General features: G+C 63.1%; 11 protein-coding genes and 1 tRNA gene. 6 read left to right on the forward strand and 6 right to left on the reverse strand.

Going from position 1 to position 11485, the window contains the following annotated elements; translation table 11 throughout:
* Positions 1 to 11: 11 nt before the first annotated feature.
* A complete protein-coding gene (gene rapA / locus L1071_RS14335; protein ID WP_246976130.1) occupies positions 12 to 2969 on the reverse strand; it encodes an RNA polymerase-associated protein RapA in 2958 nt (985 codons plus the stop codon).
* A gap of 121 nt (positions 2970 to 3090) precedes the next feature.
* Positions 3091 to 3894: a TlpA disulfide reductase family protein gene (locus L1071_RS14340; RefSeq protein WP_246976133.1), complete on the reverse strand. Its 804-nt coding sequence runs from the start codon at positions 3892 to 3894 to the stop codon at positions 3091 to 3093.
* 137 nt (positions 3895 to 4031) lie between these two features.
* Here L1071_RS14340 and L1071_RS14345 point away from each other — a divergent pair, with 137 nt between their 5' ends.
* Positions 4032 to 4280 (forward strand): hypothetical protein, encoded by a 249-nt coding sequence (locus L1071_RS14345; RefSeq protein WP_246976137.1) that lies wholly within the window; start codon positions 4032 to 4034, stop codon positions 4278 to 4280.
* Between the two features lie 9 nt (positions 4281 to 4289).
* On the opposite strand, the gene L1071_RS14350 is transcribed toward L1071_RS14345, so the two are convergent.
* The 4 genes from L1071_RS14350 to ispB all read right to left on the reverse strand — a co-directional run bounded on the left by L1071_RS14350 (position 4290) and on the right by ispB (position 7578).
* The gene (locus L1071_RS14350) at positions 4290 to 4706 is read right to left on the reverse strand and encodes a hypothetical protein (RefSeq protein WP_246976140.1); all 417 of its coding nucleotides are present in this window, start codon (positions 4704 to 4706) and stop codon (positions 4290 to 4292) included.
* Positions 4707 to 5119: 413 nt separating this feature from the next.
* On the reverse strand, positions 5120 to 6208 hold the full coding sequence (locus tag L1071_RS14355) for a homocysteine S-methyltransferase family protein (RefSeq protein ID WP_246976143.1): 1089 nt from the start codon (positions 6206 to 6208) through the stop codon (positions 5120 to 5122).
* 237 nt (positions 6209 to 6445) lie between these two features.
* Positions 6446 to 6522: transfer RNA gene (locus L1071_RS14360), tRNA-Pro, on the reverse strand.
* Between the two features lie 81 nt (positions 6523 to 6603).
* Entirely contained in the window at positions 6604 to 7578 is a 975-nt protein-coding gene (gene ispB, locus L1071_RS14365) for an octaprenyl diphosphate synthase (RefSeq protein ID WP_246976146.1), read from the reverse strand.
* Positions 7579 to 7852: 274 nt separating this feature from the next.
* Between ispB and rplU the strand changes: the two genes are divergently transcribed.
* The 5 genes from rplU (at position 7853) to rpsT (ending at position 11367) form a co-directional block, all read left to right on the forward strand.
* Complete coding sequence (gene rplU / locus L1071_RS14370; protein WP_246901271.1) at positions 7853 to 8164, forward strand: 50S ribosomal protein L21; 312 nt, start codon at positions 7853 to 7855, stop codon at positions 8162 to 8164.
* Positions 8165 to 8197: 33 nt separating this feature from the next.
* Positions 8198 to 8455 (forward strand): 50S ribosomal protein L27, encoded by a 258-nt coding sequence (gene rpmA / locus L1071_RS14375; protein ID WP_040239264.1) that lies wholly within the window; start codon positions 8198 to 8200, stop codon positions 8453 to 8455.
* 85 nt (positions 8456 to 8540) lie between these two features.
* Complete coding sequence (gene cgtA / locus L1071_RS14380; RefSeq protein WP_246976149.1) at positions 8541 to 9728, forward strand: Obg family GTPase CgtA; 1188 nt, start codon at positions 8541 to 8543, stop codon at positions 9726 to 9728.
* A 26-nt stretch (positions 9729 to 9754) separates the two neighbouring features.
* On the forward strand, positions 9755 to 10891 hold the full coding sequence (gene proB, locus L1071_RS14385; RefSeq protein ID WP_246976151.1) for a glutamate 5-kinase: 1137 nt from the start codon (positions 9755 to 9757) through the stop codon (positions 10889 to 10891).
* A gap of 209 nt (positions 10892 to 11100) precedes the next feature.
* Positions 11101 to 11367, forward strand: a complete 267-nt coding sequence (rpsT, locus tag L1071_RS14390) for a 30S ribosomal protein S20 (RefSeq protein WP_246976154.1) — start codon at positions 11101 to 11103, stop codon at positions 11365 to 11367.
* Positions 11368 to 11485: the final 118 nt, after the last annotated feature.

Below are 11485 nucleotides of genomic sequence, written 5' to 3' on the forward strand. Positions count from 1 at the left end.
TCGATCTAGGTTTACTCGGGTGGGTCGACGGTGACGATCACACGCACTGCGTCGAGACGCAGCCGCGTGGCGTCGATGGCCGTATCCAGCGCCTGGCGCTCGTGGGCGAGGGCCTCGATTTCCGCGTCGCGTACTGCCGGGTTGTGACGTGCCAAGGCCTTGAGACGCGCCAGCTCGGTATCCAGCGTCTCGCGCATGCGCGTCTGTGCGGCCTCGACGATACTTGGCAACTCGTTCTCGGCCTCGCCCTCAGCGTTGGTCAAAAGCTCGCGCAATTGCGCATGGCGCGACTTGATCAGATCGCGCGCGACGGCCTTCTTGACCTTCTTGAGGTTCTTCGCCAAGCCCCCGAACGAGACTTTCTGCGTGAGGTTGGCGCCCGACTCGTCGAGCAGCAAACGAACCGCCGTGGGTGGCAGGAAACGTCCGATATTCAAGTGCTTGGGCGCTGGACAATGGGTCCGGAATACCAACTCGGCCATCAGTCGGCCGCCGGGAATCGAGGGGTGCTGAAGTAGCGCCAGAGCGGTATTGCCGAGGGTGCCGTCGAGGATGCGCTCCATCATTTCGCGTACCAGCGGATGTTCCCAGGAGAGGCGCTGCACGTCGTCGCGGCCCAGGGCCCGCTGCCGGTCGAACGTCGCCGAGAAACCTTCCTCGCCTTTGATCAGCCCCGGCAGACCGTCGAGCATGTGCGGCCCCGCCAGCAGGTGCTGGATATCATTGCCTAGGTCGCGACTCTCGACGCCGAACACGTCCAGGGCCTTGTCGACGTAACGTGGCAGTGTGGTGTCTTCGTCCAGCTCACGGATGGCGTCGGTAACGGCCTGGGCGCGTTCCGGGCGGCAAGCATTCCATTCCAGGAGTCGGTCGCGGCCGGCCTCATGCGCAGCGAGGCGGCTTTCGAAATAGGCGCGCGTTTCCGCGATGACCTCTTCGAGGGAATCATTGTCGAGCAGGGAGTCGGCCACGGTATCGCCGAAGGCATCGTAAAGCTCGCTGCCGATGCCATGCGGAGCGTTGAAGGCGCGCATGCCCTCGTCGTACCAGCGCAGCAGGCGCTCGCCGGGGCTGTCTTCGAACACCGGCACGTAGAGCTCGATGGTGTGTTGCTGGCCGATGCGATCGAGGCGGCCGATGCGTTGCTCGAGCTGATCGGGGTGCGCGGGTAGATCGAACATCACCAGGTGGCGGCAGAACTGGAAGTTGCGCCCCTCGGAGCCGATTTCCGAGCATACCAGTACCTGACAGCCGTCTTCGTCGTCGGCGAAGGCGGCCGCCGCCCGGTCGCGCTCGATGAGCGTCATGCCCTCGTGGAACACCGGCGCCTGGAACCCGCCCAGCACGCGCAGTGCCTCGCTGAGGTCGCTGGCGGTCGTGCGGTCGTGGGCGATGACCAGCACCTTGTCGCGGCCGACCTCGGTGAGGTGCTCCAGGAGCCAGGTCACGCGCGGGTCGATCTGCCACCAGGGTTCGGCGTTGAGTGCAACGTCGCCCGGCGAAGCGACGCTCGACACGTCATCGCTCAGTGCACGATACATGGCATCGGGATAGAGCAGCACCTCGGGATGATCGAGCCCGGTGGCGATCAGCAGGTCATCGAGGTAGTCCATGTCGCGATCCAGTTTGCGCAGTTCGCGGCGGTAGCTGGATGGCGGGGTCAGGCGCGTGATGTGCAAATGGCGCTCAGGGAAGCCGGCGACATGGCGGCGGCTGTTGCGGAACATCACCCGGCCGGTGCCGTGGCGGTCGAGCAACTGCTCGCGGAGCTGGCGGCGGGCGCTTTGATGTTGTGCCGCGTCGCTTTCGGGGTCGAACAGCGTCTCGAGAAGCGCCTGGCTGTCCGCGTCGTCGATGACCGCGCCCACAGCGTCGCGATCCGCAGCATCGCCGGGCAGGCGTTCGAGGGCGTCCACCGCTTCGGCGACCTTGGCGTAGCCCGCTTCTTCGGCGGCGAAGGCTTCCAGGCTGGTGTAGCGCTCTGGATCGAGCAGGCGCAGCCGCGCGAAATGGCCGGCTTGGCCCATCTGCTCGGGCGTGGCGGTGAGCAGCAACACGCCGTCGATGACGCGCGCCAACTGCTCGACACAGGCATAACCGGGGCCGCTGGTTTCGGGCGTCCAGTCGAGATGATGGGCTTCGTCGACGATCAGCAGATCCCAGTCGCAGGCCAGGGCTTGGGTTTGACGATGCGGATTGGCGAACAGCCATTGCTGACTGGCCAGTACTAGCTGGGCACTCTCAAAGGGGTTGCCCGTGCTGTGCTGGCTTTGCTGCTCATCGAGCAGCGTGAAATGCAGCGAGAAGCGGCGCAGCATCTCGACCAGCCATTGATGGCTCAGACTGTCGGGCACCAGGATCAGCGCGCGTTCGGCACGTCCGGTGAGCAGCAGACGGTGCAGGATCAAACCGGCTTCGATGGTCTTGCCCAGACCCACTTCATCGGCAAGCAGTACGCGCGGCGCATGACGGCGCGAGACCTCGTCGGCGATGTACAGCTGATGCGGGATGAGGTCCACACGGGGTCCGGCCAGGCCGTTTGCCGGGTGCTGGGCGATGCGGTGATGATGATGCAGGGTGCGGTAGCGCAGCTCGAACCAGTCGTTGCGGTCGACCTGGCCGGTGAGCAGTCGGTCGCGCGCCTGCTGAAAGCGCATGCTATCGGCGAGGCGGCTTTCGGGAAGCTCGTCGTATTCGCCGTCCGCCGTCTCGACGATATACACCAGCAGCCCGTTGGCTTTCTTGGTGTCGTCGACGGTCAGCGTGCGGCCGTCGGCGGCCTCGATCCGGTCGCCGGCGCCGAAGACCACGCGGGTCAGCGGTGCCTGGCGAACGCTATAGGTGCGCGTTTCTTGGCTGGCGGCAAAGAGAACGGTCACGCTTCGGACGTCACAGCTCAGGATCGTGCCCAGCCCCAGCTCGGCTTCGCCGTCGCTGACCCAGCGCTGGCCCGGAATGAATTCGCTCATGATGCCTCGGGATGATGATGTAACGGTACGTGGCGCGCCGTCTTGCCGGGGGAGCATGCAGGACGGCGGGGCGCGGTATTCTACCGGAAAGCGGCGAAGGGCTTAACAGGCGATTGCGTTTTCAGGTCGTAGTCGACAGCCAGCGCATGAGATGCGCCGTGGAAATCTCGCCTGCTTGGTAATCGCGCAGTCTGCCGTGGGCATCGAGACGCAGTGTCAGCGGCAGGGCGGGTATCCCGAAATAGGCCTGCAGGCGTTGTTGCGGGTCACGCAGGCCATCGGTGAAGGCGATCTTCTGGGCGTCGAGATAGCGCGCGGCTTGTAGCAACGTCTGGCCTTCGTTGATCGTCACCACGGTGGTGGCGTCGCGATTCAGGTCGGCAAGCTTTGCCAGCGTGTGACGGCATGCCCGGCAGTCGCTGCGCCATAGCACCACGACGAGCGGAGACGCCGACGTCAGCGTTTCGAGGGGCGTCGGAGTGCCGCCGAGGGTCTTCAAGGTTAGGTTCGGCAACTGCGCAGGCGGAGGCTCGCCCACCAGCGGCTGCCAGGCATTCACTCCCCACCATAAGGCGCTACATGTCACGAGCGTGCCGGTGGCCAGGCGTACCTGGCGCACGGGTAGGTCGCGCAAGCGCCACAGTGTCCATGCCAGGGCGCCGAGCAAGGCGCCCAGCGGGTGATACCCTGACTGCCACAGCGTCATGATCTCGAACGGCGCCTGGCGATAAGCCTCGAAATGCAGCACGACGTACATCAGACGCGCCCCGATCAGCGTCGCCACCAATGTACCGCTCAACCACTGGCGCCGCCGTGCGCGGGGCAGGCGCAACAACGCGCCCAGCACCAGCAGTGCGAGCGCCGCGATGGCGGCGTAGAGAGGTGCAGGTGGAAGCGGCACGTGGCCGAGCATGATCGGCGGCATGGGGTCCTCATGGTGGCGATGACGAATCGCGATGCCTGACACGTTACACTAACGCCCTCAGGGTCGCCTCTTTAAAGCGTGGTGGCTGGGTTGAAGTCCTCGCGCGGCGTCAGAGCGAGGTGGAAGGGGGAGAATACATGGTGATTTCGCGCTATGGGATCGATGGGTTGCGCGCGGCAGCCATCGCCAGTCAGGCCCTGGGATTCATCCTGATCATGACGTTGGAAACGTGTCTGGGCGACGCGGCACGCCCCTGGCAGGGCGTGACCCTGGCGTTGATGCTCCTCGCCGCGTGCTGGGTGGCGCTGATACGTCGTTACCGTCGCAACAAACAGCGCCGGGCCATGGCCGAGCGTGTTCGGCGCGCGCATGAAGACGATGAATGAAGGGGCGCATCAAGGTGCCAGACCGTGCGGCCCCAAGGGTTGGCAGCGGCGTGGATCGAGAGCCAGCAGCATCAACTGCCAATCACCGGGTAGTGGCATGGTCAGTACCCGCCAGGCACAACCACGCGAGGCACTAGGATGTTCGCGTGACGCTTCCAGGCAGCGCGCGCCCTGGCTAGTTAGTCGGGTTGCAAGACGCTCGAACTCCACGTTGTCGGCTTCCAGACGTAGCGTACTGGCGGGTGCCTCAGGGTGTTCCTCAAGCAGTAGCACATGACTGTTATGGCCTTCGCGGTGCAGCTCGAGACAAGCGCTGTACGGAGTACGCAGCAGAATCGGCAGCGCCAGATGCGTTTGCAGCCACTCCAGCAAGGGAGGGAGTCGCGCGACGCGAAGCACGGCGGGTTCCAGCGATAAACGTTGCATGAAGAACTCCCAGGACGCCGATGAGCGTATCCATCAGTATGGATGCTGGCGCGACGCTGGAAAGCACGGCATGACTATGGTGCGGATGCACAACGCCTATCGACGTCTTGGGGCAAGCGTTCTGATGAAGCGTCAGGGAAGGAAATCGGGTGGCACGTCCATGTGCCTTGGGGCTTCCTAGCCTGTTTACCATGAGTCTATGCGCCAGGATTAGCGATAACTTGGGTTAAGGAGTGGTGATCGTCGGCGTATCAGACCCCTTGCACCTCGATATCATGCCGTACTAACCACCCTCTGAGCTGCTCATGGTCCGGCATATGTTGGCGACTGCGCGCCGCATCGTTGGCCGTGCGACGGCGCACTGTCCGGGTTCTCGTGGCTGTCTAGATCAACGGGTTTCCATCTGCACCTTGTTAGGCCTTCTCCCCTAGGGCGGCAATATGGTCCGGCAAGCGATCGTGAGAGCCATACATGAAGTGATTCTCCATGCGCTCTGCAAATTGGGCAGCATCCGGCTCACGCTCCACCGCCATGGCCACCTCACGCACGTGCATCGGCGATGCGCCGCAACATACGCCGAGATAGTTGACTCCCTGAGCATGAGCTTTGCGAGCAAAGGCACCGAGTTCGTAGCGATTGCAGAACAGTGGGTCCAGGGCGGTCGGGAAAGGGCGTCCGTGGGGAGCCGGGCAGCTGCACCCCTGATTGTCGGAGAGGTTGAAGAAGGTCGGCTCCTGCTCGGTGGTGCGATAGGTCACCGGCAGCGCCGCCACATGGCAGGCAACGGCATCGCGGATCTGCTGGATCCAGGGCAACATGGTGTCCGGTCCTCTGAAGCAATTCAGGCCGACCACGCTGGCTCCCTTCTTCTCAAGGGCAACACAGGTTTCCACGATGCCGGGGCCATCGATCATGCGATTCTCGGCCATCGGCGCCAGGGTGACGACGGCAGGCAGTCCCTTAGCCTTGATCGCGTCCAGGGCCGCTTCGGCTTCTCCGGCATAGTAGAACGTTTCCGCGATGATGAAGTCAGCGCCTTCCTCTACGGCCCATTGCACCATCTCGTCGAACATGGCACGCACACTCTGCTGTGAGGCCGGGTCTTCAGGGTCCCAGACGTTGCTGTTGGAAATGTTGCCGGCCATCAGATTGCCGACCTTTTCATCGGCGACCTTACGAGCAATCTTCAGGGCAGCCCGGTTCAGTGGTTCCAGCAAGTCTTCCTTGCCGATCACCCTCATTTTTTCGCGGTGGCCGTTGTAGGTGAACGCCTGAACAACGTCTGATCCTGCATGCTGAAAATCACGGTGCAGCGCTTCCAGTGCGTCCGGGCGCAGCAACGCCACCTCGGGTACGAACTCACCGGCAGAGAGATAACCGCGACGTTCAAGCTCGAACAAAAAGCCTTCGGCACAAATGAGGGGACCCTGGTCGAGTCGTTGGGTGAGCAAGTCGTGTGCCATGAATACTCCGAGGTGGTATGTGTCTTCAATTGGCTGCATTTTGGCAGCCCTTTAACTTCCACCACCAGTGAAGGATTCTTATCCTCAATATGAATGAAATTCATTCAGGAACGGATTTCCAGTAGGGGCGTGAATATGGACCAGGCTTTTTGGTGTGTGAGGTGATGGCGTCAGCTAGCCTTCTGACGCTTGGAACCTGCATGGAGCCTAAAAGAGAAGCAAACGAAAAACGGCCACCGCTCCGAAGAGCCAGTGGCCGTTTTTACAGATGTTCTTTGGTCGGAGTAGCAGGATTCGAACCTACGACCTCTGCCTCCCGAAGGCAGCGCTCTACCAAGCTGAGCTATACTCCGTTCGCGCCGGGGGTGCCGGCTCGACGGGGCTGCATTATACGCATCCGCGGCGCGCGCGCAACCCTTTTGCGAGGCGGCGGGTCAGGTCTGACGCTCGACGGCGAGATGGGCGAGTTCGGCCATGCTGTCGCGGTAGCGGCTTTCGGGTAGCAGTTCGAGCTGAGCGAGGGCGAGATCGGCCATTTCCACGGCACGGCGGCGGGTGTACTCCAGCGCGCCGGTATCGTTGACGATGGCCAGCACCTCGTCGAGATGGTCGAGCCCACCCTGACGGATGGCGCGGCGAATCATCTTGGTCTGTTCGGCATCGCCGGCGGCCATGGCGTGGATGAGCGGCAGTGTGGGCTTGCCCTCGGCCAGGTCGTCGCCGACGTTCTTGCCCATGGCGTCGGCATCGCCCTGATAGTCGAGCAGGTCGTCGACAAGCTGGAAGGCCAGGCCCAGATAGCGCCCGTAGAGCTTGAGCGCCTCTTCCTGTGCGGGGCTGGCTTCGGCGAGCACCGCGCCGCTGTGGCTGGCGGCCTCGAAGAGCATGGCGGTCTTGCCTTGGATGGTGTCGAAGTAGGCGGCCTCGTCGATATCGGGGTTGCCGATATTGGTCAGTTGCAGGACCTCGCCCTCGGCGATCACGCAGGTGGCGCCGGAGAGGATCTCCATCACGCGCATCGAACCGACCTCGACCATCATCTGGAACGAGCGCGAATAAAGGAAGTCGCCGACCAGCACCGAGGGCGCGTTGCCCCAGGCATCGTTGGCGGTGGCCTTGCCACGGCGCAGGTGCGATTCGTCGACCACGTCGTCGTGCAACAGCGTCGAGGTATGCATGAACTCGATCAGCGTGGCCAGGGTCACGTGGCGATCGCCAGGGTAGTCCAGCGAGCGCGCCGCGAGCAGCACGAGTAGCGGGCGCAGCCGTTTGCCACCGCTTTCGATGATGTAGTGGCCAATGGTTTCGACGAGGGGAACCCGGGAAGCCAGTTGGGCGAGAATGGTACGGTCGACGGCGGCGAAATCGTCCGCGACCGCCGCATGGATAGGCGATGCGTTGGGCTGCATGGGTCGGCTTGTCGCAATAAGGGGTTGGGCCGCCTCTTATTGCGGCCTTGGGCTCGGGCTATGCTAGGTGGCCCCCCGGGAGGCGTCAAGGCGCATGCCAGGGTCTCGCAATGCCGCGTCAGGCATGGCGTGAAAGACGCTTGCCCGGTATGCCCGAGTGTCGCTATAATACGCGGCTCGACTCATCATGCTCCCTGTCAGATGGCTGCCGGAAGGGGCGCCACTCGCCGCAGGCCGATGAAGAGCGCAACCCCGATGAGTGCTGGAGAGTGACATGTACGCAGTAATCAAGAGCGGTGGCAAGCAGTACCGCGTTCAGGAAGGCCAGACCCTGAAGCTCGAGAAGCTGGAAGTGGCCACGGGTGACACCCTCGAGCTCGACCAAGTGCTGTTGGTCGGCGATGATGATGACATCAAGGTCGGCGCGCCGCTGGTCGACGGTGCCAAGGTAACGGCGGAAGTCGTTTCCCATGGTCGTGGCGACAAGGTGCAGATCATCAAGTTCCGCCGCCGTAAGCACCAGATGCGTCGTCAAGGCCATCGTCAGTGGTTCACCGAAGTCAAGATCACCGGAATTTCCGCGTAAGCGATATTCCCTAGATAACGCGAGGTATTTGCAATGGCTCATAAAAAGGCTGCCGGTAGTTCTCGTAACGGTCGCGATAGCGAATCCAAACGCCTTGGTGTCAAGCTGTTCGGTGGCCAGGCGGCGACCGCCGGCAACATCATCGTGCGTCAGCGTGGCACCAAGTTCCACGCGGGCAGCGGCGTTGGTATCGGCAAGGATCACACCTTGTTCGCTCTGAATGAGGGCGTGATCAAGTTCGAGACCAAGGGTCCGAAAAACCGCAAGTTCGTGAGCGTCGTCTCCGCCTGAGACCGCCATGAACGGTGAAAGAAAAGGCCCCGCTCAGGCGGGGTCTTTTCGTATAGGGCGGCCGTAGCCGTCAGGAGAAGTGTCCATGCAATTCGTCGACGAAGCCTCGATCATTGTGGAGGCCGGCAAGGGCGGCAACGGCTGCCTGAGTTTCCGGCGCGAGAAGTACGTTCCCAAAGGCGGGCCGGACGGCGGCGACGGTGGGCACGGCGGTAGCGTCTACCTGGTCGGTGACGATGCCCTCAATACGTTGATCGATTTCAAGTATCAGCGTTTCTACAAGGCGCCCAATGGGCAGCCGGGCCAAGGCCGTCAGATGAGCGGCCGTAATGGCGAAGACCTGTACGTCAAGGTGCCGGTGGGGACCACGGTGATCGACGAGGATACGCTCGAGGTGATCGCCGATGTGACCGAAATTGGCCAAGTCGAGCTGGTAGCCCAGGCGGGCCGTCGAGGGCTGGGCAACATTCACTTCAAGTCTTCCACCAATCGGGCGCCGCGCAAGACCACGTCGGGCACCGAGGGCGAGCGCCGCAACCTGCGCTTCGAGATGAAGGTGATGGCCGATGTAGGCTTGCTGGGCGTGCCCAATGCCGGCAAGTCGACGCTGATTCGTGCCGTCTCTGCCGCCAAGCCCAAGGTCGCCAACTACCCCTTCACCACGCTGGTCCCCAACCTCGGCGTGGTCAAGCTGGGCACGCATGAGCATTTCGTGATGGCCGACGTGCCCGGGCTGATCGAAGGCGCCTCCGACGGTGCGGGGTTGGGGCTTCGGTTCCTCAAGCACCTCACCCGCACGCGGTTGCTGCTGCATGTCGTCGATGTGGCGCCGTTCGATGAAAGCGATCCCGTGGAGAGTGCGCGCGCCATCGCGCACGAGCTCGAGCAATTCTCCACCACGCTGGCTGAACGCCCGCGCTGGCTGGTGCTCAACAAGCTCGACTTGCTCCCCGAGGACGAACGCCAGGCGACGGTCGACGACATCGTCGCGCGCCTGGAATGGACGGGGCCGGTGTTCCGGATTTCGGCGATCAGCAGCGAGGGCACCCAGCCACTGGTGCAGACGGCGCATCGTTGGTTGACCGAGCAGCGTCAGCTCGAGGCGGAAGACGAGGCGGCCTTCGAGCATGAGCGCGAGATGCGTCAGCGCATGGAAGAGGAAGCCGTGGCGCGTGCCGAAGCGCGTATGTCGCGCAAGCGCAAGCCGGCCCAGGAAGATGACGATGACTTCGACGATGACGATTACGACGTCGAGGTGGAATACGCCCCCTGAGTCGCGTCGAGAAGGGAGGAAAGCCGGTGAGTGAGTCGCAGTCGACAAGCCGTGATGCCTTGCGTGGCGCGCGGCGGATCGTGATCAAGATCGGTAGCGCGCTGTTGACCAACGATGGCCGTGGTCTCGATGCCGAGGCCATCGGCGGTTGGGTCGATCAGATCGCCTCCCTGCATGCGCGCGGCGTCGAGGTCGTGTTGGTCTCTTCCGGGGCGGTGGCCGAGGGCATGGTGCGTCTGGGATGGGCATCCCGGCCCTCAGCAGTATACGAACTGCAAGCGGCCGCTGCGGTGGGGCAGTCAGGCCTGTCGCAATGCTACGAGGGACACTTCGCGCGGCATGGTCTGCGCAGCGCGCAAGTGCTGCTCACGCATGACGACCTATCCGACCGCAAGCGTTATCTCAATGCGCGTTCGGCGTTGCGCACGCTGGTCGCACTGCGCGTGGTGCCGGTGGTCAACGAAAACGATACCGTGGTCACCGACGAGATCCGCTTCGGCGATAACGATACGCTGGGCGCGCTGGTGGCCAACCTTCTGGAAGCGGATGCGCTGATCCTGCTCACTGATCAGGAAGGCTTGTTCGATGCCGATCCGCGCCATGATCCCGCTGCGCGCTTGATCGACGAAGGGCGTGCCGACGATCCCGCCCTGGCGGCGGTCGCCGGCGATGGTGGTGCCTTGGGACGTGGCGGCATGGCGACCAAGGTGCGTGCTGCGCGCCTGGCCGCGCGCTCCGGCGCGTTGACGGTGATCGCCAGCGGTCGTCAGGAGGCGGTGCTCACGCGGCTCGCGGAAGGCGAAGCACTGGGCACGTTGTTGATGCCGGATCATGCGCCGTTGGCGGCGCGCAAGCGGTGGCTGGCGGGGCAGCTTCAAGTGCGCGGCACGCTGGTGCTCGACGCTGGCGCGGTCGAGGTGTTGCAGCGCCATGGCTCAAGCTTGCTGCCGGTGGGCGTGCGGCGTACCGAAGGTGTCTTCAAGCGCGGCGACATGGTGGTCTGTGTCAACGAGCAGGGGGAGCGGGTCGCCAAGGGGCTGGTCAACTACGGCAGCGACGAAGCACAGCGTATCGTGGGTCAGCCCAGTCATCGTATCGAAACGCTGCTCGGCTACATGGAATCGCCGGAGCTCATTCATCGCGATAACCTGGTCATCATCTGAAGGGCATGATGTCGAGGAGGTGGTCGGCGAACCTATAGCGATTTCCACGCGGACCATGCTAGAATGCCGCATCCTCTCAGACACGGCCCGTTGATGGGGCGCCTAACGAGTGGCGATCCCGTTTTGGCCGATTCGCGTGAAGTAGTTAAAAAGTCAGGCGAATCAATTTCTTACAGAATATGACTGTCAACATCTCCAAGGAGTAGACGGTGGCGAACACCAAACAGGCCCGTAAACGCGCCCGCCAGTCGGAGCAGCGTCGTCAACACAATGCCAGCCAACGCAGCATGGTGCGCACGTATATCAAGCGCGTCGTCAAGGCGATTCAAAGCGGCGATCACGGTCAGGCCATGATCGAGTTCAAGGCGGCACAGCCGGTCATCGACCGCATTGCCGACAAGGACGCGATCTCCAAGCGCAAGGCTGCACGCATCAAGAGCCGTCTGAATACGCGAATTAAGGCCCTGGCTGCCTGAAGCCGGGACTTGGCGGCAACGCGTGAAAAAACCGGCTTCGGCCGGTTTTTTTGTAGGTGGCGCTTGGGCGTCGACTCCGGGTGCTTGGAGGTAGTCGGTGACGGATAAGCAATCGCAG

It is taken from the genome of Chromohalobacter sarecensis (assembly GCF_023061135.1).
In the GTDB taxonomy this organism is placed as follows: domain Bacteria; phylum Pseudomonadota; class Gammaproteobacteria; order Pseudomonadales; family Halomonadaceae; genus Chromohalobacter; species Chromohalobacter sarecensis.

Excerpts from the sequence above, each read along its gene's own strand:
- rapA (WP_246976130.1), bottom strand. The coding sequence starts at position 2,969 with ATGAGCGAATTCATTCCGGGCCAGCGCTGGGTCAGCGACGGCGAAGCC.
- L1071_RS14340 (WP_246976133.1), bottom strand. The coding sequence starts at position 3,894 with ATGCCGCCGATCATGCTCGGCCACGTGCCGCTTCCACCTGCACCTCTC.
- L1071_RS14345 (WP_246976137.1), top strand. The coding sequence starts at position 4,032 with ATGGTGATTTCGCGCTATGGGATCGATGGGTTGCGCGCGGCAGCCATC.
- L1071_RS14350 (WP_246976140.1), bottom strand. The coding sequence starts at position 4,706 with ATGCAACGTTTATCGCTGGAACCCGCCGTGCTTCGCGTCGCGCGACTC.
- L1071_RS14355 (WP_246976143.1), bottom strand. The coding sequence starts at position 6,208 with ATGCAGCCAATTGAAGACACATACCACCTCGGAGTATTCATGGCACAC.
- ispB (WP_246976146.1), bottom strand. The coding sequence starts at position 7,578 with ATGCAGCCCAACGCATCGCCTATCCATGCGGCGGTCGCGGACGATTTC.
- rplU (WP_246901271.1), top strand. The coding sequence starts at position 7,853 with ATGTACGCAGTAATCAAGAGCGGTGGCAAGCAGTACCGCGTTCAGGAA.
- rpmA (WP_040239264.1), top strand. The coding sequence starts at position 8,198 with ATGGCTCATAAAAAGGCTGCCGGTAGTTCTCGTAACGGTCGCGATAGC.
- cgtA (WP_246976149.1), top strand. The coding sequence starts at position 8,541 with ATGCAATTCGTCGACGAAGCCTCGATCATTGTGGAGGCCGGCAAGGGC.